Raw genomic sequence first — 21,799 nt, 5'->3', positions numbered from 1 at the left:
AGCACTGTGACCTGCTGATGTCTTTGGATGTCAGCAGGTCACCTGATTTTAAAGACGAGGGCATAAGTTCGTTCGTTATTGGATGTTTATGTGAGGACGAAAAAGGCTGAGATTCGTGTTTTTGGTTCTATCACACGGTTTGAGGAAAAGAAATTGCGACTGAAAGTAAATCAAGAGAAAAGTACAGTCGATTGGTCATGGAGGAGGAAGCTTCTCGGTTTCAGTTTTACCTTTCATCTCTTCCCCGCAAGAGAAGATACACAAGATCATTTCTCGTTCCAAACCATTCCCAATGAAATAGAGGATAGAAGCATTGAACCTGCTTATAGTAGGGTGGTGCAACTACTTTGCCTTACCAGGTAGGAAAACTCCATTTCAGAATTTAGATGGATACGTTGAAAGCTGAGGATGTATCTCTGGAAACATTGGAAGAAACCTCGAAGAAAAGTGAAAAGGCTTATTACTCTGGGGATACTAAAGCAAAAAGCCTATGAATGAGGATACTCACGCAAGAAATACTGGAGAATAGTAGGAAGCCCAGTATTACACCAAGCTTTAGGAAATTCCTTCTGGGAATCTTTAGGATTAAAAGTGTGGTACAACGTTACCAATTTCATCGTTAGACTCTGTATGAACCGCCGTACACCGAACGGTACGTACGGTGGTGTGAGAGCTCCTGGGGTTATTCGGTCCCTGCTACTCTATTGTTTTGCTCAGCCGCGCTTTTACCAGCAACATAACCAGTACAAGATGCAGCAGTAATGTTATAGCCGCCCGTATAACCATGAATATCTAAAATCTCCCCACAAAAGTATAGTCCTTGCATGAGTTTTGATTGCATGGTTTTTGGATCGATCTCTTTTATATGGACTCCTCCACCAGTAACAAATGCTTTCTCTATAGGTAAGGTTCCGTTTATTTCAACTGAAAATGCTTTACATAATGAAACAAGTGAGGATAGTTGTTCCATTGACAAATGGGAACAAGTTAAGTCTTGATCCATTTTTGATCGCTCGAGCAACAAAGGTATAAGTCGTTCTGGCAGCCACTGTTTGAAAACATTTCGTACTGTTTTTTTGCTTTGTTCTCTACTTTGTTTCGACCAAGATTGTTCCAAATCATTTCTATTTCGATCAGGGAATAAATCTATTTGAATCATAACGGAGGGAGTTCCGGTTTTTTTAATACTCTTTACAACGAATTGGCTGCAACGTAAGGCAGTCGGGCCTGATAAGCCAAAATGGGTAAATAAGAGATCGCCACGATGAGTAATTAATTTCTTACCCTTCGGATTTAATACAGTTATCGCTATATCTCGTAAAGCCAATCCTTGCAATGTTTTCTGTTGGATGAAAGATTCATTTGAAGTAAGGGGAACCTCGGTTGGAAATAGTTCCGTTATGGTATGTCTGGCTTCTTTAGCCCAAATGTACCCGTCACCACTAGAACCAGTATGGGAGGCGGCGATGCCACCTGTTGCTATTACTACAGAGGGAGCGAAAAAAGATTCCCCCGTATGGGTTTCTACTCCTTTTACTTGGCCGTTTTCATATAAAACCCGTTTAACAGGAGTATTAACACGAATTTCTGTTCTTACGGATTGCACTTTTTTAATAAGTGCTTGAACAACCGTTTTTGCGCTATCCGTAACTGGAAACATCCGTCCATTGTCTTCTTCCTTTAATTCCACACCTAAATCTTCAAAAAAGTGCATGAGGTCACGGTTATTGAATACGGGGAAAACACTGTATAAAAAGCGACCATTACCAGGAATATTTTTGATCAATTCATCAATTTCTTTGATATTTGTAACATTGCAGCGACCACCGCCAGAAATCGCAAGTTTTTTTCCTAGCTTTTCTCCTTTGTCTAATAATAGAACTTTTGCTCCATGCATCCCAGCAGAAGCACTTGCCATTAAACCAGCGGGACCTCCACCTATTACGATCACATCAAACATATTTTTCCTCCCAAACGAGCTTGTTTCTTATATGTGAAAAGGTTTCCTTTGTTATTATCATTTCACTACTTTACCATGATTGATGTGAAACAAAAAGAAAACCAGCATTATTACAAGCTGGTCATGACACTTATTGTTTATATTTGTTTGTCATCTGGTCTTTTTCAATCTTAATTTTTTCCTCTATTTCTTTTCTCGCGTGTTCCAATTGGTCTTCTTTGTCTTTTGCTACTCGATCGATTTCATCGGAAATCATGTTATATCTCTTTTGGGTGAGGTTATATAGTTGACTATATCTATTTCCATCTAGTATCCCTTTGTTTTGCAAGTAGATCATTGCTTCGGCATAACGTTTATTTTCTTGGAGAATTTTTTTGATCAATGCTGTTTTTTCGTTTGTTCGATCCATCCATTTTTTCGACCACTGTTTTTCAATGCTAACCCAGTTGTTATCCCCCCATCGTGTCCACTTTAGCCAAAGGTCAAATTGAGCCTTCTGCATTTCTCTCTGTAATTCTTCCTCTGTTTTCACATCTACATATGTTCCACCGCCAGCTTGTGAGATCTTCTCTAAGGCTTGTCTGTCTTTAGAAGGGATGTCGAATCCGATAATATTGACAACTGCTTTAATATTGGATTGATGAATCGATTGTGCTGCTTGGACTGGATTTCCACCACAAGTTTCCACTCCATCACTCACAATGTAAAGGATGTTTTCTGCATCGGTTTCCTTTGTCTGATTGATCTGTGCTTTTGCATCTTCAATCGCTTTGGCAATGGGAGTCCAGCCAGCAGGTTTGGCTTGCTGCAAAGCAGTGGAAAAGGCATTGGCATCATAGGCAGAAGAGGGATAGACCACTTCTGTTTGAGAGCAGGACAACTGCTTGTCGCTATTGCTCCCGCTTCCTTTGTTTCCATACAGACGCAAGGAAATATCCGCTCCTTTTTGAAGGGAAGAAGCAAATTGGGTCACGGCTGCTTTCGCTAATTCCATCTTGGTTTTCCCACCGATTTTTCCATTCATACTGCCACTAGCATCAAGAAGAATTTGCACATGAACCTTCTTCGTTGTCTCTCCTTGGGATTGGGCAGATTCCCCAGGGCGATTTGTATCATAAGTGTAAATAGGGCTGATGGTATTAATTTTTTGTATACCGTCTTCATAATTTTCAGCCAAGTTGTAGACAAGTTGATTATATATGTCTTGGGCAGAAGTATTTTTTGTAAACTTGTTCAATACTTCTTGCTCCAATTTTTCTTTATCATAATTGTTGCCCGCATAAGGCCCTGGACCTTCTTTCAGCATTCCAGAAATATCCGTTGCTGCTTGATGACTTTCTGTTTGGTTTTGGATTTGCGTGTTTTTTTCATTTGTAGTATCCGACTTTGAAGAACAAGCTCCGGTAAGAGCTAACATTGCTATCAAGATCGTGTAAGAAAATTTTCGTATCAGTTTGATCACCTCAGTAGGTATTGTATGAATAAAATTTATTTTATATCAAGTAAAAAGAATGAGATACACAAAGAAATTGGAAGATTCACAAAGACATAATGAAGCGTATCAAAAAAATGAAGGAATAACAGAAACAGGATTATTACAATAAAATGGATATCTGTTTGTTTAAGTTGAGTTTTCTTCGATTTATACATACAATAAGGACAGTGAGCATAATACGTTCGGAGAATTGGTAAAAGGGGTACCTCCAACTATGTCCAAAGTAATGGAAATCAGATCAACCTTGATGAAAATGAGAGTAGGAGAAGCAGTTCGCTTTCCGACAAATAAGCCAGATCATTTTGTAGAGATAGACCGAGTATTCACAGGAAAAAAACAGAGTTGGGTTGTTTATGTCGATGGAGAACGAAAAGTGATGAGAAAGATAGATGAAGTTGTTGAAGTAATTCAAACAAACTGGAATCCAAGCTTGAAGAAGATCATGGATGAGCAGTTTTCTGAGTTAGAGGAGATCATTGATTTAGGCGAGTTTTAATGAAAAGGGCTGAATCCATTTGGAGGATTTGGCCCTTTTTGTCCTTTTTAGGTAGTTTTTTATGAATTTTCTCTAATAAGCAATCCTTGCGCTTATCTTGACAATCTATCTATTCCTAAATTATGTTTAAACAAAATATTATAGTTTTATATTTGTTTAAGTTTTATATTGGATAAGTAATCTTATAAGAGGTGTAGAGAGTGAAAATGAAAAGAATAAGAAACATTATTTTTCTTATGGCGATCTTAAGTTTTTTAACTGCTTGTTCTGCTGTCGAATCTATTTTGCCTGCACCAGGTGATGCGCAAAAAGTAGATGAGGTGCTAAAAAAAGTTGAACCAGTGATGCAAAAGGCTTCATCCAATATTGATTACAAATTTAGTGTAACTTCCACTGCTAAAACCAAAAGGAATACAGATGAAGAATATAAAATTCATTATGTTGACGATAATAATCTCCAAATCCAAAAAGTAAAAGGTGAATATAAGGACGAAGATCCGATTGTTTACATAAACGGTACCGAATGGGTATATGATGATATTCTCGATGAGGTTATCCCACAAGGTAAAGAAGAAAATGCTGCTAAGGCGGAATTGAATGAAGATAATTATCCTGCAATTACAAAAACATATTTCATTGAGCGGGCGAAAGCAATGGGGGATCAAGTTGTCGTAAAAGACGAAGGGAACTCTATCGTACTTTCTGGTGAATTAAAGGAAAGAAGTCAAAAAGAGAATGAAGATACAGAGTTAGAAAAGTTATTAAAACGTGAAAAACGTCTAGTTATATTTGATATCCAACTAGATACGAAATTATCGACGAATGGTATTCAGCTGGATTCTTATCAGTTCAAGATGTGGATAGATAAGAAAACCAATCGCATCACAAAGGTAGAGAGCACAACGAATGCAGAAATCATGGTTATTCTGAAAGAAAAAGATGGATATGTGGAAGACCAAAAGGGTGAGCCTGTTGTAGTAAAGGAAACTTTAACATTTTCACCAGCATCGAATACAATTGCCAAGCCAAAAGATAAAGTAACAGCAGAAGAGAAGAGCGAAGCAGAATATCACTAAACAGACCGATATTTCGAACGGAAAGAGGTATGAAAAAAATATGCCGAGAAAAGTACTCCTTTTAGGAATCATAACAATACTTAGTATGTTTGTAGTTGCATGTTCTTCCAAAACGAACACTACTGCCACTCAATCAAAAGAAGACAACACTACCAATTTAAAAAGTGCAATGGAAATAATAAAAAAAGCGAAAGAAAAATGGAATACAATGAAAGGGGAATCTTTCACCGAACAGTACAAATTGGAACATACGTTTCAATCAGAAGCAGAAGATGGAATGCCGATTAATTTTACAAATGTTCGAATAGGCAAATTTGAACATGATCGTATATTTACCCCCTATGCCAGTCATATCACTGGACAATACGAATCGAGCTTTAAGGTGAATTTAAAAGGATATAAAGATGATGGAGGGGATACAAACGTCTTCCAACAAGAGGAATACGATGTAAATGGCAAAATATATTACAAAACAAAGGAAGACAAACAGTGGAGTGTTTCTCCTCTAGGTAAGGTATCTGCACCTTTTCGAGCGAAATTTTTAGATGAGTTGCTTAAAATCAATAATGATAAAAATATAAAAGTAACCCAAGAGAATGGTTTGTATAAACTTATCTTCGACAAAGCGTATTTTAATGAAAATAAACAGCTCTTTGATTTTTATAAGAAAAATTACCCCTACTATCATGCTACGGAATTTTTGGAAGGCAAACTAAAGAAAGATTCTGGACAAACCATTTTGTATGATCAGGCTCAATTTAAAAATCCGATCATTGAGATATGGGTAGATCAAAACAACTTTATGATCAAAAAGTTTTCCGTTGTATCATCTATTCGTATTCCCACCATATCTACTGAGAGAGGGAAAAATGGGAAAATAAAAGAGTTTCCTCCGTTTTATATAGAGGAACAATGGTCGGCGGAAACAACAAAGGAATTCACTGGTACAATAACCCCGCCGCCTGATGCCAAATAGAAAACACATAAATTGGATAAGGCTAAAAACCGTCAGACCACTGATCACATTTGTGAACAGCGGTCTGATTTTCATCCATTCTCTTGATTGAATCAGAGATGGATTTCAGGACAGGGGGAGAGTACGCTTGGACGCTTCCGAGATCTCCTTGAGAAGCGCGGGAAGTACAAGCACGGGGAGTCGCCGATCGAACTCTGTGGGGACCTCCATTGCAGTCATCTGCGGGTGTTGCCTTCTTGCGGCAGTGAGCATCCTGCTGATGACAGACTGCCGTATCGAGGTGTACACCGTCGAGCTCAGCTCCGGCAGCCCGGTGTTCGGGTTGGTCTGGAGAAGAGGAACCTGGGTCAGGTTCTGATGGACGAACTCCTTCACCGTCTCGTTGACCGTGTCTTCCAGCTTGATCGGGGTCTTACCGTTCGACATCTCAACCTCCATCCGGTATTTACCTAATTTTCATTCTATTATGTTTCATTCTTCTATACAAGAAAAGAATAATTGTCATTTTTATAAGCAAAAGAACAGAGAGCCATTTATGGCTCTCTGTTACATGTATATCAATAAAATTACCATTCGACCGGCGGCCAACTGGTGCATCAGCTGGCCGCCACCGCTAAGGGGAAGAAGCGTCAGCCGCGAAGCTCGTTACGCCTATTGAGCACCTGGGAGAGGGGCTCCTCTATGGAATTGGGGAAGATCACCGTGGGAGGATTGTTCCCATCGAACTGAATGACCGCACCAGAGGTTCCCGGGAGTGCTCGGAACTCCGTCATCGTTTGCTTGATTCGGAAGCCCAACTCGTTGCCCATCTCCTTGACGAGGAAGACGAACTGCTTGAGATCGTTGAGGAGAAACATGTATGTTCCGTCTTCCTCCCGACGCTGAAATTCCATGTAATGGTCCGTGCTCCTAGCCATCTTAGCTCTATTCTCCTCAGTGGTGTATAAAACACAACTTTCGTTGTTATTTTCGATAATAATTTTAAAATTTTAATTTGTAAATACGTATAGCTATTGTAGAGATAAACATTTAATTTTATGAAATTTTAAATAAATAAAAGAAGCCTTATGGTTACATAAAGCCCCTTATTTGCATCTATAGGAATGTGATAAAAATTTGACCGGCGACCATCTGACACACGTCAGTTGGTCGCCATCCCCCAAGGGGTGTCAGCTGGTCTAGTAGATTTCCTCCAGGATCTTCGAGAGCGGGGTGATCCCACGATTCAGGCCCTCCGGGAACTCCACCATAGGGGAGTCGCCGCTTCCGTTGAAGACCACCTTGGCGTTCTCGGTACCTGGAACGTCTTCCCACTTCTCCATGATGGTGGGACAGCGGTGCTGGATACGACTGTTCGCCACCCTGGCGTCGATCTTACGCCCATGGGGTGCACTGATGCCGAAGCGGTAGCGAATCTCCAAGAAGGTGCCGATGTGCTCTCCCAGCAGCTGTGAGAGCTGGATGCTCTCCTTGTTCGAGTCCTTCGAGAACTCCACCATGGGGAAGTTCTCATCGAAGACCACCTTGGCGTTCTCGGTGTCTGGAACGTCGCCCCAGTCCTTGACGTTGGCGATGCAGTACTGGATACGGCCGTTCGCCACTTTGACGAAGACCTTGTACTCGTCGATTTCCTGGTGGCTGAAGACGTAGAGAGGCTCCGCAAAGATCAGGCTGAACCCGTCGACCATTGCTCACTCCTTAGTGGTGCGCAATTAGCGGTTACCATTGCTTATCATTATCATAGTGGAAAATGTTGTGAATGTACATGAGCCGTTTGCTCTTTAGTCTTTTAGGAATCAAGCATATAAATAATTTCCCTTTTATTGTTGTCATTCTATTTCGTGAAAAATGGGGAGATGTGAGTTTATCAGCAGTTACATCTCGAACAAGTTGTACCCAAAAACAATTATAATCCGATTGATAAACTAGGTTATAATGATTGTAATTGATGAAAGGAGATGATCTCATGAAAGGGATTCCTATTCCATTTGTACGTGCGAATCAGTGGTTCATTTTCGTTACAGTTGTTTTATCCTTAGTTATAAGAGAGTACTACCTGTTATCAATTCCACTATTTGTAGGTCTTTTCAGCATTCTTTTTAAGAAAAATCCCATTTTCTATATTGTTGCTCCGTTTTTGAAAAAGCCGCTTACTTCGTATTTGCAAGAGGATCGCGATCAACAACAATTCAATCAATGGATTTCTGTTATTTGCTTAGCTCTCAGTCTGCTTGGATTTATTGCTGGTTCTCCTATTACCGGATATATTTTTGCTATTATGGTTGCGGTTGCCTCATTGGTGGCTATTTTAGGATTTTGCATTGGTTGTTTCATTCGTTTCCAATATCTAAAATGGAAACACAGACAGAATCAAAAAGGTACTTATATGTAATTAGGATTGATTTATTTTTTAAGATATGTTTTGTTTGTTGATATCACAGAGCTATGTCCTCAAGTGGGAGCAGTAGACATGGTGTGATATAGGGAAAAGCAGGGAATGAAGAAGTGCGTTTGGTCTTTCAAAAAGGAAATGGTAGATTTTGCGGTAGAGTGGTTTAATAAAAAGTCAGAAGTATATGTACAAAAATGGTAGGTTTAAAGAAATGAAACCTACCATTGTTTTGTGGAAAGAAAAGATTTGGAGGGTTATTTTTGGCGATTGAATATGAAGCAAGGGTTTTGGATATGGACCCTAAGCAGATCAAACAGAAAATTATTGCTTGTGGAGGAACGGAAATCCGTCAATCATTGATGCGGAGATATGTGTACTCTGTCAAAAAGCAAGACTTAAGCCAATTTATTCGTCTTCGTGATACTGGATTTGAAGTGACACTTACTTATAAAGAGATCAAGCACGATGGAATCGATGGAACAGATGAAACAGAGCTCATTGTCGATGATTTTGATAAAACAGATGAGTTTTTAAGCCGGTTGGGATATCAAGAGAAATGGTACCAAGAAAACTATCGGAGCAGTTTTCAATTGGAAGGCGCTAGATTGGAAATCGATCGTTGGCCGAAGATACCTCCTTATCTAGAAATAGAAGCCGATTCATACGAAGAGGTGATTCGAATCGCAACATTGCTTGGTTATTCAAAAGATCAATTGATCGGAGAAAATACACTGAAAATATATGCTCATTATGGAATAAACTTAAAAGAGATAAAAGATCTGCGGTTTGTTTCATTTTCAAGCTATACTTGAAGAGAAGCTCCTAAGAAGGAGGTAAGTGATGCATTTATTCATTGTAAATCCACATGCTGGTAGAGGAAAAGGCCTTGCAGCTTGGAAGCAGATTGAGCTGCATCTGGAGCAGACAAAAGTAGAATACCAAGTGTTGTTTACACAGCACAAAGGAGAAGCAGTCCAATTAGCGAAAGAGGCAAGTTTAAAAGGAAATTGGACTGCTGTTATCGCTGTTGGGGGAGATGGGACAGTGCATGAAGTAGCCAATGGTTTACATGGCACAGATATCCCACTGGGTTATATCCCAGCAGGTACTGGAAATGATTTCGCCCGTGAATGGCACATTCCTTTTGATCCTTTACTTGCTTGGAATCGAATCGTTCAACATGAGGTAAAAAAGACCGATGTCCTCTTGGAGCAAAATAGAGTGATGCTCTGTTACATCAGTGCGGGCTTTGATGGTTATGTATCTCGAAGAGTGGATGCTTCCAGTTGGAAGAAATTTTTAGGGAAAGCGAGTTATTTTGTTGGTGCATTGCTGGCGCTCAGAAGGTTTAAACCGTTTACGTTAAAGCTTCGCTTAGATGAAACCGATTACGATTTTGAAGATGTCTGGCTGGTGACTCTGTCCAATGGTAAAAGCCTTGGAGGGGGTATGATGATTACCCCGCATGCAGATGCAGGGGATGGGCAAATGGATATCTGTATTGTTCATAAATTAAAGAAACTATCCTTTTTGAAAATTTTCCCTAAAGTATACGCAGGAAAACATGTTGGACATTCTGCGGTGACTTTTTTACAAGGGAAACAAGCAGTTGTGCGGACAACACCTAATATGTGGGCTTTTGCAGATGGTGAAGAAATTGGAAATCATACTTTGCATGTATCTATCATTCCCCAAGAGCTTTTTCTATTATAGTTTCATTAATAGATAATTATTTTACAAAAAATAATTATTATGTTAATTTGATTAAAACATATATTCTTAGATTAGAAAAATCTCGTTATAAAGGAGGGGGGAACGAACGTGATTATTTGGCGTGGCTGGGGTATCTTGGTATTATTGATTGCGGCATTATTTCAATGGTTAGGCTATGCGATTATTTCTGGCTTGGGTTATGGTCCACTAGAAGGGGATGCACAAATTATCGGTTATCTCCTATTTTTGCCTGCTGCTGTTGTTATTTGGTTTGTAGGGAAATATTTGAATAAACCAAAAGTATATACAGATAAAGCAACAGGGCAACAAGGATATTCAAAAGGTGGAAGACATGCTTTATTTTTTATACCGATTGAATATTGGGCATTTATTTATGTGATATTAGCTATCGTTTTAACGATTATTAAATTGGTACAATAAAAGAGCTCCCTTTTTGCGTCAATGAGTGCGAAAGGGAGCTTTTCTTTCACATAGAGCCTAATGCTCGCTTGATTTCTACTACACAAACAACAATCGGAGTAATGATGAAAGCAATGCCAACGATCGCAATTCCAAAACGATATGATCCATAATGCTTATCACTTTCTGGCAGTGATTTGTGAATAGCCCAACGGGTAAAAATGCTATAACGCCGTGCATATACATCTCTAACACTTCTTGTAGATAGGGCGATATTTAAATATTGGAAACCTAGCACAAACAAAAATAAGAAAACAATGATTGCTGTGATGACATTTAATACAGGGATTTTTGAAAATATTTTGATGACTGGTTGGATTAGTTCGTCAGCTAATAAGGGGTAAGCCATAGTTATCTCCTTTGTGTACAATTTTCTTTTATATGTAATCACACTTCTGTTTTATATACAAGATTTCTCTTTAGGAAAAACATATTAAATGATTGTAGAATCTAGGAATGTTTACTTGGGACGCTGGCGCTTTAAGCTGCTTCAGTCGATTCTGAATTGTAATCAGACAGAAATAAAAGTGCAATCTTTAATTTCATGTTAATATTATGAGTAAAATCCGTATTTCTTTTCTTTTATGAATGGAGGGCTTGTGATGGTTTATTTCCTCTTTGCCTTGTTAGTACTTGTTTTCTTGGCAATTGGTTTATTTGTATTGATGCACTTTATTTCTCGAAAACCACAGCATTCTATTATTCGTTCTCATCCATTTTTGGGTTGGCTTCGCTATTTTCTAGAGAAATTAGGTCCAGAGTTTCGGCAGTACTGGTTTGACGACGATCGATCTGGCAAACCTTTTTCTCGATATGAATTTATTGGACTTATCTTCTCTGCAAAGTATCGCACGGACATTCTCGGGTTTGGTTCCAAACAAGATTTTCAAGAGCCTGGCTATTATATAGCAAACTCGATGTTTCCTTTGTTACAGGATGAGTTAAAAGTAAATAATGCCGAACTGGTCGATGCAAAGAAATATCAAATAGAAAAAGAAGGTGTCTTTACTCGTAAAGAGAAGATGATCGACGATAAGACTTATACATGGGAGTATCCAGAAGAAGATCGTACGATAGTCGGTCCAAACCGCAAACGTCCATGGAAACTCAGTGGTATGTTTGGCGCGTCGGCAACATCTTATGGTTCGATCGGGGAAAATTACATCTTATCAACTGGATATGGTGCTGCAATGGCAGGTGGCTCATGGATAAACACAGGAGAAGGCGGGGTTATTCATGAACATTTGCAAACAGGTGCAGATGTAGTAGCTCAGATAGGTCCTGGACTTTTTGGATATCGGGATGAAACAGGAAAATTTTCATGGGAAGTGTTTGAAAAAAAAGCAGCAGAGCCCAATATCAAAGCGTTTGAATTAAAATTTGCCCAAGGAGCAAAAATTCGTGGAGGTCACCTCGAAGGTAAAAAAGTAACCGAAAAGATCGCAGAAGTACGACATGTTCCGGTAGGGAAAACGATCAATTCCCCTAACCGTTTTCCTTTTCTAAGGAACCCCGAAGAAGCACTCCTGTTTGTCAAGGAGTTGCAGGAAAAGGGCGGTAAACCAGTAGGATTAAAGCTCGTAATTGGACAACAGCCTATTTTAAACCAATTTTTTGAGACGATGATCCGACTGAACATTTACCCCGATTTCTTTACGATAGATGGTGGAGAAGGTGGATCAGGGGCAACGTATAAAGCAATGGCAGATTCCATGGGTTTACCTCTTATCCCAGCTCTGATCACTTTTGTGGACACTGCTTACCGCTTTGGGGTACGGGATCAATTTAAGATATTTGCTTCTGGAAAACTGATTTCACCTGATAAAGTAGCGATTGCTTTGGCGATCGGAGCAGATGCAGTAAACTCTGCTCGCGGCTTTATGATGGCCAATGGCTGTATCATGGCACTGCAATGTCATACAGGTCATTGCCCAGCAGGTGTAGCGACTACTGATCCAAGATTTCAAGATGCACTTGTTCCAGAAGAGAAAAAATGGCGGGTGATGAATTACATCATCAGTATGCGCTTCGGCTTATTTGCACTCGCTGCTGCAAGTGGCTTGGATAGTCCAAAGCGGTTTACGAGAGATCACATCGTTTTTAAACATGAATCAGGGCGTACGGTGACATTGAGTGAACTATTTCCTATCCCAAAGGTTGAGCCGGTAAAAACGGTTGTACCACAAGGAGAAAATGTTTCCTAGCTCATTTTCAAAAAGGATTACTCCAAGGTTTTTAGCGAGTAATCCTTTTTTTGTTTTCTAATTAAAATCAAATTTATATCTAAGGGAAATCAAATCCTTATCCAAAGAGAATCAAATTTTTGTCTGGCATAATAAGCATTGTAAGACAAACAAACAAAAAAACATTTCCAAGGAGGAATTCATTATGAATTTCAAAAAAGTATTGTTCAGTTCATCTCTAGGAGCAGCGATCGCATTTGGAGCTATCACATCAGCATTTGCAGCGGAGGCACCTAAAAGTCCAACACCAAAAGCTCCTACTCCAACAAAAGTAGTGCAACCTGTAAAACATGCGCCGAAAAAAGTAAAATCGATCACTCAAGATCAAGCAAAAGCAATTGCTTTAAAAGCACATCATGGAACCGTTAAAGATATTCAATTGAAGAAAGAAGAAGGGAAAGACCTCTATGTTGTTCTTGTCCAAGCACTCAATCATAAAAATTATCTTGTGAAAATCGATGCGAAATCAGGAAAAATTGTTAGCGATACAGAACAAAAACCAGCACATGCCAAAGCACCTGCTAAAAAAGCGCCAGCTAAAGCACCAGTACAAGCTCCAGCAAAAGCACCAGTAAAAAAATAATCGATATTGGAACAAGTATAGGGAAGTTGTACATAGGTAACAACTTTCTAGGTTACAGTCTAAAAAATATATTCTCTTGGTACGGGAATCCACTACACCTCACAAAAACATCCTTTTTACATTAGTAAAAGGGGTGTTTTTGTATTTCTGTCAGGAGTGTTCTAATAAAAATCAAATCTTTATCCAATCAAATTCAAATCTCTATCCAATGTGATTCAAAAGATTGGAAGTCATAATAACCATTGTAAGACAAACCAAACAAACATTAGGAGGAATAATAGCATGAAAAAATTATTATTCAGTTCAACCGTAGGCACAGCACTTGCATTTGGAGCGATTACCTCAGTGTTTGCGGCGGAAGCCCCAAAATCTGCACCTGTCGTTGTCAAACATGTTCAATCTCAGCAAGCGAGTATTATCACACAAGCACAAGCCAAAAAGATTGCTTTGAAGAAATATAATGGTACAGTGAAAAGTATTCAATTAAAAACGGAAACAGGTAAGAAGGTATATTCCATTTATATTGAAGGAAAGAGAGATCATAAAACATATTTGGTAAAAGTGGATGCAAAAACAGGAAAAATAGTTTACGCACAAGCACAAAAGGTTTTATATATCATCTCAGAGTCAAAAGTAAAACAAATTGCATTGCAAAAAGTACCTGGCAGCGTAAAATCCGTTAATCTAAGTAAAGTTTCTGGTAAAGATGTATATGCAGTAGAAATTGTCAGTAAAAGTGATGGACAGACCCATACAGTCAAAGTAGATGCAAAAACAGGTGTAGTACTGAGTGTGCTGTAGCAAATATAAGCAAAAATGTGTACTCCGGTATACATAAGAGTTTGGTTTCCATTATTCGATAAACTCCCTATTACATAAAAGGTAAAGGGAGTTTGCTTGTTTCAAAAATAATGTACAAACCACAGGGCAGAATAACAGTAAATTTTCAAAAGGAGGCCAAAGATGAAAATTTTAGTGGTGGAAGATGATAATTCCTTACGAGATGCGATTGTCAGGATATTAAAAGCAGATAACTACAAAATAGATCAAACTGGGGATGGGCAAGAAGGACTGATTCTTGCGGAGCAAGGGGAATACGATTTGCTGTTATTGGATATTATGCTGCCGGAAACAGATGGATTATCGATTATCAGAGCTCTTCGCGCAAAGTCGATCATGACACCAGTATTATTTCTGACAGCTAGGGATTCAATTGAAGACCGGGTAAAAGGGCTTGATTTAGGGGCAGATGATTACTTAGTAAAACCATTTGCTATGGACGAATTGCTAGCTAGAATCAGGGTTGTTTTGCGCAGGCATGGAATCTCACCAGTAAAAAATGAATTAGAGTATGGTCCGATTACATTAGTCAAAAGTAAATACGATGGCTTTATTGGAGAGACTAAGTTAAATCTTACTGTAAAAGAATACGAGTTATTGGAACTCTTTTTAACTAGTCCAGAGCAAATATTCACTCGTGAGCAAATTTTTAACCGCATCTGGGGTTTTCATTCCGAATCAAATGTTTCTATTGTTGATTTATATGTGCATTACCTCCGGAAAAAACTAGCTGAACATGGGTGTGATTCCTATATTCGTACTGTGCGTGGGATCGGATATATGCTAGGAGGGGAGTGAGTTGTTCCAACATACCCGAATGCGATTGGTTTTGATTAATGCAATTGTCTTTATCATTATATTTAACTTATGTGGCGCTTTATTGTATTTTTATGCCAAATATAATCTGTTCCATCATATCGATATTACGTTGGAACAAATAGGTGAAAGTGTAAAACATAAAAGCTTTCAAGAGTTTGAACGGAATTGGGAAGATGAGCGTAGAGGAGATCAATTGATTTTCTTCTTGTTGACAGATGATAAGGGGAATATTTATCAATATCCTCCAGATGTGAGTCCAGAAGATATTTTACCCAAAAACATACAGCCAGGGTCCCCAAGCAAACAAACGATAACGAGTTTTCAAAAAGGTCCTCGTCAATATCGCATCTTAAACATACCAGTGAATATGCAAACAGATGGGCAAGTGATCAAAGGGAAGATTGTATCGATTCAGATTATCCGTAGTCTTTATCCAGAACAAACGCTATTGGGACATCTCAGCGAAGTGATGCCCATCGTCAGCATTATAGGTTCGATTATTGCGATCCTTGCTGGATTTTTCTTGGCAGGAAAAGCTTTGGTTCCTATACGAACTGCATGGGAAAAACAACAGCGATTTGTAACCGATGCTTCTCATGAGCTTCGAACACCACTAGCAGTCATGCAAATGAATACAGAGCTAATGTTGCGTTATCCAAAACATACGATTGAAGAAGAGAGTGAGACCATTTCTGCTATTTTGAAGGAATTGAGAAGAATGAGTAATTTGGTATCACATCTGCTCACATTAGCTAGATCAGATACCAGTCAATTGCAAATCAAACACGAGAGATTTGCTTTCGATAAAACAGTAAAAGAAATGGTGGAACATTTTCGGTTATTTGCCCAGATGAAGCATATTACGCTTCATGCTTCGATCGACAATGATATTCCGTTTATTGGTGATGAAGAGAGGATTCGCCAGTTGCTCGTCATATTATTGGATAATGCGATCAAGTATACACCAGAAGACGGAAAGATATCGGTAAGCTGCAATAAGCGTCAAAATAACATTGAATTAGTGATTACAGATACAGGAATTGGTATTTCGAAAAAAGATTTGCCATATGTTTTTGATCGTTTTTACCGAGGAGATAAAGTACGATCCCGCGCAGAAGGTGGTACAGGGTTGGGATTGTCCATCGCAAAATGGATTGTTACGGTGCATCAAGGAAAAATAAATATGTTGAGTACATTGGGAGTAGGTACAAGTACGTATGTGACATTCTCACAAAAAAGTAAGGGCTGAATTCATTTTCAGCTTTTTTTCAGGTTGGATTCATATTGGATTCAGGTAATCCGATTAATATGTATGCTAAATCCAAATGAAAAAGGGGAAGCAATAGTGAAACGTACAAGACAATGGCATTTATGGATTGGACTAGTTAGTTCGTTTTTTATCTTTATTCAAGCTGCTACGGGGTTAATTATGTCAGAGCCATGGATTGTGGGTCAGTCTGAAAATGAGCGAGGGATCATGCAAAACGGTCAAAATCTTCCGAGCAGTACCGACACAAATAGTGGTACAAACAACAATTCCAACACCCAGAACGCAAATACCTCAAATACTGCTAGTAGTAATAGTTCTACCACTAACTCAAGCAGTAACACGAATGGACAAAACTCGCAGAATCAAAATGGTAATTTTCAGCCCCCAAATGGATTCGGAGGTCAAAACGGACAAGGTGGTTTAAGTGGCAGAGGTGGAGAACAAAGCGGGGTTATGGGCTTTATCAAAGGGTTGCATGAGGGACGGATTGGCAGCGTCAATTTGAAAATTTATATTGATATATTAGCCATTTGTCTGATGATTCTTACGGCGACTGGGATTGTTTTATCTTTCAGGGTATTGAATGCACAAGCGAAAAGAAATAAAAAGCTAAAGATGGCTTCCAATCTCGAATGATGATAAGGTATAGTTGTTTCCGATGGAGCATACACTCTCGCATCACGTTTTAGAAAGCAGGTAACACTATGCAATCTCTAAAAGGCATTAAAATATTGGTAGTCGATGATGAGCCAAATATCGTTCAATTTTTGGAACTTGGATTGATAAATGAAGGCTTTGATGTGAAAACAGCCCAAGATGGAATGGAAGCCCTGACACTTATGAAACAATTTCAGCCGTCTGTTGTCGTTTTGGATGTGATGATGCCAGGAATCGATGGCTTTGAAGTATGTAAAATGCTAAAAAAGATGGATAATGTAGCAGTGATCATGTTGACAGCAAAAGATGAAGTGGATGATCGTGTGAAAGGGTTAACCCTTGGAGCAGATGACTATATGGTCAAACCATTCAGCTTTGAAGAACTTTTAGCGCGAATACAGGCGAGATTGCGCAATCAATTTCCCGATTTATTTGGAAAAGTTGTCATCGGACCATTTCACATCGATGACCGCCGGAAAGAAATAAAATTCGAAGATAAAATATTGGAGCTATCCCCTACGGAATATGAATTACTGAAGTTTTTGGTAATCAATCATGGACTTGTATTGAGCAAAACCATGATATTGGACAAGGTTTGGAATTATGATTTTGGAGGAGATGAAAATATTGTGGAGGTGTATATTCGTTTGTTACGTGGGAAATTGAACGATAAAAATCATCGTTTGATTCGAACTTTACGGGGGTCGGGTTATCGAGTGGATTTACCATGAAATTAAAATCACGTATCCGTTCTCTTTTTTTACCACATTCCCTTCAAATCCAATTATTATCCCGAACATTGTTGATCCTCGCTCTCGTACTAGTTCTTATTGGACTATTGCAATATTTAATTATGCGGAGTGTTGTTTACGATAGCAAAGCGACAAGCCTCGAATCGCAAGTGAAGGCAATCCCCCCATTTGCTTGGGCAGGACTTGGTGTTTACTCCAACGATCAAGGAGAGAAACACCAAAGCAACTCTTTCTTTATACCAGATACTAGTTTAGCTTTTATTGATAAAAATGGAAACTATACAGTACTTTCAAAGGGTAGAGATGGTGCGGATCCACCAAAACTCGAAAATAATGTGTACCTCAATGAACAGCGTATGGAACATCAAAAAATAAACCAAATCGTTGCAGATGATAGCAAAGGGAATGAGCAATTAGTTATTTTTGTGAAAATTTCCTTTGATAAAGGAGATACCATTAATCTAGTTCAGATCAGCACGCCAACAGCTCCATTAAAAGAATTATTAATGAGACAACTGCTCACGTTTTTTGTCCTTTCCTTATTGGCTATGATTATCGGTTTGTTTGGTTATTTGCCTATTTTGCGAAAAATACTTGTTCCGTTGTCGAATATGGTAGCAACAACAGAACAAATAGACGTTGGAAATCTAGATCGACGTTTCCCGACCAAGCAAGGACAGATAGAGATCGACCGATTGGCGGATTCGTTTAATGGTATGTTAGAAAGACTAGAAGCTTCCTTTGAAGCCGAAAAAGAAACACAAGAGATTATGCGACGATTTGTAGCAGATGCATCGCATGAATTACGTACTCCTTTGACATCCATCCATGGGTTTTTAGAGGTATTGCTGCGAGGTGCAGCAAATAAACCAGAACAGCTAAACAAAGCTCTGCAAAGCATGTATAGTGAATCAAATCGCCTCCATAAATTGATAAAAGATTTGTTGCTTTTAACAAAGTTGGATCAATCTCCACAGATTGTTTTAACAGAGGGTTATTTAGCTGAGCTGATTCGCGAAATGGAAGCTCAAATACAAATTCTTCTTGGGGAAAGACAACTTATTTTAGAGTTGGAGCCAAATCTGAGGTGTTTGTTTGATTCAGATAAACTCAAGCAAGTTATATTAAACCTTATTCATAATGCTGTACAATACACAGATCCGAAAAAAGGTGTTATCCAGATAAAACTTATTTCTTACTATAAAGGAGTCCAATTATCGATCCAAGATAATGGGATTGGCATCAACAAAACTCACCTCCCTCATATTTTTGACCGGTTTTATCGGAGTGATTCTTCCCGCACACGTAAGTATGGGGGCGCAGGATTAGGATTATCTATTACCAAGTCTATTATAGATGCTCATGGCGGGACAATTCGTGTTGTGAGCACAGAAGGAAAAGGAAGTACCTTTTATATTTGGTTCCCATGTTAGTTTTCTTTAAGGTTTAATAAATAAAAGCACTCTTACGTTGGTATTACATCGTGAATGAGTGCTTTTATTTATTTTTTTATGCATATCGATTATTTTCAGTTAATACTCAAGGAACATTCAGGATAAATTCAGTTGTAGGAATTAGTCTAATAAAGTCTCAGCTTACAACTAAAATTATATTCTTAAGGAAGCGAAAGGGAGAACAAAATGACATCAGAATTAAAACAAGGAAAACGGATCGATTGGATTCTGGTTCTTATTCTATTACTATCTGGGGTTCTAAATTTTTTCAATATTTGGAATCAAAATAGTGATAATGACTATTACACTGCTGCTGTCACTAGTATGTTGCAGAGTTTCCATAATTTCTTTTTTGCATCCTATGATCCAGGCGGATTTGTAACAGTGGATAAACCTCCTGTAGTTTTTTGGATACAAACAGCCTTTGCTTTTGTTTTTGGCGTTCATGTTTGGAGTGTGGTTCTTCCACAGGCTTTAGCCGGTGTAGGTTCCGTTTTACTCGTATATTTCCTCGTTAAGCCAACGTTTGGAAAAACAGCATCTAGATTTGCTAGTTTGATCATGGCATGCTCACCTATTGCTGTTGTGATCAGTCGTACCAACAATATTGACAGTATGCTGGTATTTACCCTCTTACTAGCAACTTGGATGTTGTTTAAAGGAATCCGTAAAAAAAAGGTTTCTTGGGTTTTAGGTGCGTTTGCTTTGATTGGTGTAGGGTTCAACATGAAAATGCTTCAAGCGTATATGGTCGTCCCAGCATTTTATGTCTTTTATCTTATCGGATTTAAAAGTGGATGGAAGAAGAGGTTGACTGTACTTTTAACAGCGACAGTACTCATGGTTGCAGTGTCTCTTTCTTGGGCGGTTGTCGTCGATTCCATCCCAGCGAAAAATCGACCTTATATTGGAAGTAGTAAAACCAATTCGGTCTTGGAACTTGCCTTTGGTTACAATGGAGTATCTCGACTCACAGGGAATAAAGGTAACCAATCTGGTGGTCAAATGAATCAAGTTCCTCAGGGGAATATCCAAAATGGAAATGAACAACAAGGTCAGAGTCCTCAGACGATAATTCAAAACGGAAATGGACAGCAGGGGAAAAAACCTATTTTGGTAACAGGAGGCGGAAATGGTAATTTTGGTACTGGTGAACCGGGATTATTCCGACTTTTCCAGAAAGAGCTATCTGGTCAAATTAGTTGGCTATTACCATTTGTTTTGTTTGCTTGTATAGGTTTATTATCAGGTGTTCGTTATAGACAGCCATTAACGGACAAACAAAAAGAAACCTTGTTTTGGCTGGCTTGGTTGATTCCTGGGATGGTGTTTTTCAGCGTAGCAGGATTCTTCCACCACTACTATTTGATTATGCTTTCTCCGCCAATAGCAGCACTAGCGGGAACAGGATGGGTAGAGCTGCGAAATAAATACTTCAATCGAGAAGGATGGAAAATGTGGTTGCTGCCATCAGCAATACTAGTTACAACGGGTTTTGAATTATATGTGCTTTTTCCCTTTCAACAGCAAATAGGTATTGGTTGGTCATGCTTGATTGGGATAGTAGGTATCACTTCATCTCTCGTGTTGTTTTTGGATAGTAAGAAACAGGGATGGAAACCTTATGTTACATTAGCGGGAATATTGATTCTATTAGTGGCTCCTTTATATTGGTCGTCAACAGGGTTAACCAGTGGGGTGAATGGTTCCTTGCCACAGGCTGGACCTGATAGTAATCTTGATCTCAACAAAAACAACAATGGAGGACAGGGATCAGGCCAAGGTTTAGTGAATAACGGTCCAACTATGAGTAATAATGGAGGACAGGGATCAGGCCAAGGTTTAGTGAATAATGGTCCAACTATGAGTAATAATGGAGGACAGGGATCAGGTCAAGGTTTAGTGAATAATGGTCCAACTATGAGTAATAATGGAGGACAAGGATCAGGTCAAAATTCGGGAATGAGCGGACCAAGTAATTCTATGCACGGACCTGGTACTAATATAGGCGGTAGTAGAATGAAAAATACAATAAATGTTGCCGAGGTCAATACAAAATTGCTTGCCTATCTAACGAAACACAATAATGGTGAAAAGTATCTTTTTGCAACACCAGATACTGGATTAGCCTCTCCATATATCATACAAACAGGTAAAGCTGTAATGGCAATGGGTGGATTTACAGGTTCTGATCCTATTCTAACTGTTGCAAAATTAGAAGAGATGGTGAAGAACAAAGAAGTGAAATTTTTCTTGATTCCTTCAAGTGGTGTGAATAATGATGTATTAAACTGGATCCGTACACACAGCTCAAAGATTGATGGTAAAAATTGGCAATCAACTGGCTCTAATCAATTGGAGATAAACGATTTATATCAAATAAAAATTAGTAAATGAGTTGATTGTTGTAAGTGTTTCTTGAAACCTTATTATAAATACAAAAGACAAAAGCGTTTTCAATGAGCTACTTTGAATATTCCATAATAAAAGCACTTGATCACATTTGCATGTGAATAAGTGCTTTTTGTTCGTTTTGTGTCTTCTTCCATAGTTTCAGCCAATACTCAAGGTACGTTCAGGAACAATTCAGGTA

General features: G+C 38.7%; 24 protein-coding genes. 18 read left to right on the top strand and 6 right to left on the bottom strand.

The window, feature by feature from the left end; translation table 11 throughout:
• The first annotated feature begins 90 nt into the window (after positions 1-90).
• Both AC5WOF_RS01980 and AC5WOF_RS01975 read left to right on the top strand, forming a co-directional pair.
• A complete protein-coding gene (locus AC5WOF_RS01980) occupies positions 91-363 on the top strand; it encodes a hypothetical protein (RefSeq protein WP_496048277.1) in 273 nt (90 codons plus the stop codon).
• Positions 326-406: a hypothetical protein gene (locus tag AC5WOF_RS01975; protein WP_496048812.1), complete on the top strand. Its 81-nt coding sequence runs from the start codon at positions 326-328 to the stop codon at positions 404-406. Before AC5WOF_RS01980 ends, AC5WOF_RS01975 begins: the two co-directional genes overlap by 38 nt.
• Before the next feature lie 276 nt (positions 407-682).
• On the opposite strand, the gene AC5WOF_RS01970 is transcribed toward AC5WOF_RS01975, so the two are convergent.
• Together AC5WOF_RS01970 and AC5WOF_RS01965 are read right to left on the bottom strand one after the other, a co-directional pair.
• Positions 683-1,960 (bottom strand): BaiN/RdsA family NAD(P)/FAD-dependent oxidoreductase, encoded by a 1,278-nt coding sequence (locus AC5WOF_RS01970; protein WP_496048276.1) that lies wholly within the window; start codon positions 1,958-1,960, stop codon positions 683-685.
• 130 nt (positions 1,961-2,090) lie between these two features.
• Positions 2,091-3,422 carry a VWA domain-containing protein gene (locus AC5WOF_RS01965; RefSeq protein WP_496048275.1) on the bottom strand — a complete coding sequence of 444 codons (1,332 nt, stop codon included), beginning with the start codon at positions 3,420-3,422 and terminating at the stop codon, positions 2,091-2,093.
• 247 nt (positions 3,423-3,669) lie between these two features.
• Here AC5WOF_RS01965 and AC5WOF_RS01960 point away from each other — a divergent pair, with 247 nt between their 5' ends.
• The 3 genes from AC5WOF_RS01960 to AC5WOF_RS01950 all read left to right on the top strand — a co-directional run bounded on the left by AC5WOF_RS01960 (position 3,670) and on the right by AC5WOF_RS01950 (position 6,003).
• On the top strand, positions 3,670-3,951 hold the full coding sequence (locus tag AC5WOF_RS01960; RefSeq protein ID WP_496048274.1) for a hypothetical protein: 282 nt from the start codon (positions 3,670-3,672) through the stop codon (positions 3,949-3,951).
• Positions 3,952-4,151: 200 nt separating this feature from the next.
• Positions 4,152-5,027, top strand: a complete 876-nt coding sequence (locus tag AC5WOF_RS01955) for a hypothetical protein (RefSeq protein ID WP_496048273.1) — start codon at positions 4,152-4,154, stop codon at positions 5,025-5,027.
• Between the two features lie 40 nt (positions 5,028-5,067).
• Positions 5,068-6,003, top strand: coding sequence for a hypothetical protein (locus AC5WOF_RS01950; RefSeq protein ID WP_496048272.1), 936 nt, complete (start codon positions 5,068-5,070; stop codon positions 6,001-6,003).
• Between the two features lie 105 nt (positions 6,004-6,108).
• On the opposite strand, the gene AC5WOF_RS01945 is transcribed toward AC5WOF_RS01950, so the two are convergent.
• The 3 genes from AC5WOF_RS01945 to AC5WOF_RS01935 form a co-directional block, all read right to left on the bottom strand.
• On the bottom strand, positions 6,109-6,429 hold the full coding sequence (locus AC5WOF_RS01945) for a hypothetical protein (RefSeq protein ID WP_496048271.1): 321 nt from the start codon (positions 6,427-6,429) through the stop codon (positions 6,109-6,111).
• Between the two features lie 203 nt (positions 6,430-6,632).
• Positions 6,633-6,920: a hypothetical protein gene (locus tag AC5WOF_RS01940; protein ID WP_496048270.1), complete on the bottom strand. Its 288-nt coding sequence runs from the start codon at positions 6,918-6,920 to the stop codon at positions 6,633-6,635.
• A gap of 261 nt (positions 6,921-7,181) precedes the next feature.
• Positions 7,182-7,691 carry a hypothetical protein gene (locus tag AC5WOF_RS01935; RefSeq protein WP_496048269.1) on the bottom strand — a complete coding sequence of 170 codons (510 nt, stop codon included), beginning with the start codon at positions 7,689-7,691 and terminating at the stop codon, positions 7,182-7,184.
• 278 nt (positions 7,692-7,969) lie between these two features.
• Between AC5WOF_RS01935 and AC5WOF_RS01930 the strand changes: the two genes are divergently transcribed.
• The 4 genes from AC5WOF_RS01930 (at position 7,970) to AC5WOF_RS01915 (ending at position 10,549) form a co-directional block, all read left to right on the top strand.
• Positions 7,970-8,395, top strand: a complete 426-nt coding sequence (locus AC5WOF_RS01930; protein ID WP_496048268.1) for a DUF4395 domain-containing protein — start codon at positions 7,970-7,972, stop codon at positions 8,393-8,395.
• A gap of 260 nt (positions 8,396-8,655) precedes the next feature.
• Positions 8,656-9,207, top strand: coding sequence for a class IV adenylate cyclase (locus tag AC5WOF_RS01925; protein WP_496048267.1), 552 nt, complete (start codon positions 8,656-8,658; stop codon positions 9,205-9,207).
• A gap of 28 nt (positions 9,208-9,235) precedes the next feature.
• Positions 9,236-10,108: a diacylglycerol/lipid kinase family protein gene (locus AC5WOF_RS01920; protein WP_496048266.1), complete on the top strand. Its 873-nt coding sequence runs from the start codon at positions 9,236-9,238 to the stop codon at positions 10,106-10,108.
• 108 nt (positions 10,109-10,216) lie between these two features.
• Positions 10,217-10,549: a hypothetical protein gene (locus AC5WOF_RS01915; RefSeq protein WP_496048265.1), complete on the top strand. Its 333-nt coding sequence runs from the start codon at positions 10,217-10,219 to the stop codon at positions 10,547-10,549.
• 46 nt (positions 10,550-10,595) lie between these two features.
• Here AC5WOF_RS01915 and AC5WOF_RS01910 read toward each other — a convergent pair whose 3' ends face one another.
• Positions 10,596-10,937, bottom strand: coding sequence for a hypothetical protein (locus tag AC5WOF_RS01910; protein ID WP_496048264.1), 342 nt, complete (start codon positions 10,935-10,937; stop codon positions 10,596-10,598).
• Between the two features lie 235 nt (positions 10,938-11,172).
• Here AC5WOF_RS01910 and AC5WOF_RS01905 point away from each other — a divergent pair, with 235 nt between their 5' ends.
• The 9 genes from AC5WOF_RS01905 to AC5WOF_RS01865 all read left to right on the top strand — a co-directional run bounded on the left by AC5WOF_RS01905 (position 11,173) and on the right by AC5WOF_RS01865 (position 21,603).
• A complete protein-coding gene (locus AC5WOF_RS01905; RefSeq protein ID WP_496048263.1) occupies positions 11,173-12,792 on the top strand; it encodes a glutamate synthase-related protein in 1,620 nt (539 codons plus the stop codon).
• 184 nt (positions 12,793-12,976) lie between these two features.
• Positions 12,977-13,414 carry a PepSY domain-containing protein gene (locus tag AC5WOF_RS01900; protein WP_496048262.1) on the top strand — a complete coding sequence of 146 codons (438 nt, stop codon included), beginning with the start codon at positions 12,977-12,979 and terminating at the stop codon, positions 13,412-13,414.
• A 282-nt stretch (positions 13,415-13,696) separates the two neighbouring features.
• On the top strand, positions 13,697-14,215 hold the full coding sequence (locus AC5WOF_RS01895; RefSeq protein WP_496048261.1) for a PepSY domain-containing protein: 519 nt from the start codon (positions 13,697-13,699) through the stop codon (positions 14,213-14,215).
• A gap of 162 nt (positions 14,216-14,377) precedes the next feature.
• The gene (locus AC5WOF_RS01890; protein ID WP_496048260.1) at positions 14,378-15,052 is read left to right on the top strand and encodes a response regulator transcription factor; all 675 of its coding nucleotides are present in this window, start codon (positions 14,378-14,380) and stop codon (positions 15,050-15,052) included.
• Between the two features lies 1 nt (position 15,053).
• Complete coding sequence (locus AC5WOF_RS01885) at positions 15,054-16,322, top strand: sensor histidine kinase (protein WP_496048259.1); 1,269 nt, start codon at positions 15,054-15,056, stop codon at positions 16,320-16,322.
• A 96-nt stretch (positions 16,323-16,418) separates the two neighbouring features.
• Positions 16,419-16,979: a PepSY-associated TM helix domain-containing protein gene (locus AC5WOF_RS01880; protein ID WP_496048258.1), complete on the top strand. Its 561-nt coding sequence runs from the start codon at positions 16,419-16,421 to the stop codon at positions 16,977-16,979.
• Between the two features lie 68 nt (positions 16,980-17,047).
• Complete coding sequence (locus tag AC5WOF_RS01875; protein WP_496048257.1) at positions 17,048-17,731, top strand: response regulator transcription factor; 684 nt, start codon at positions 17,048-17,050, stop codon at positions 17,729-17,731.
• On the top strand, positions 17,728-19,185 hold the full coding sequence (locus AC5WOF_RS01870) for a sensor histidine kinase (protein ID WP_496048256.1): 1,458 nt from the start codon (positions 17,728-17,730) through the stop codon (positions 19,183-19,185). Before AC5WOF_RS01875 ends, AC5WOF_RS01870 begins: the two co-directional genes overlap by 4 nt.
• A 207-nt stretch (positions 19,186-19,392) precedes the next feature.
• Positions 19,393-21,603, top strand: a complete 2,211-nt coding sequence (locus AC5WOF_RS01865; protein ID WP_496048255.1) for an ArnT family glycosyltransferase — start codon at positions 19,393-19,395, stop codon at positions 21,601-21,603.
• Positions 21,604-21,799: the final 196 nt, after the last annotated feature.

The organism is Shimazuella sp. NTD250 (genome assembly GCF_059510375.1).
Note: the sequence above shows the minus strand (reverse complement) of the source record. Positions and strands in the feature narration are given on the sequence as shown.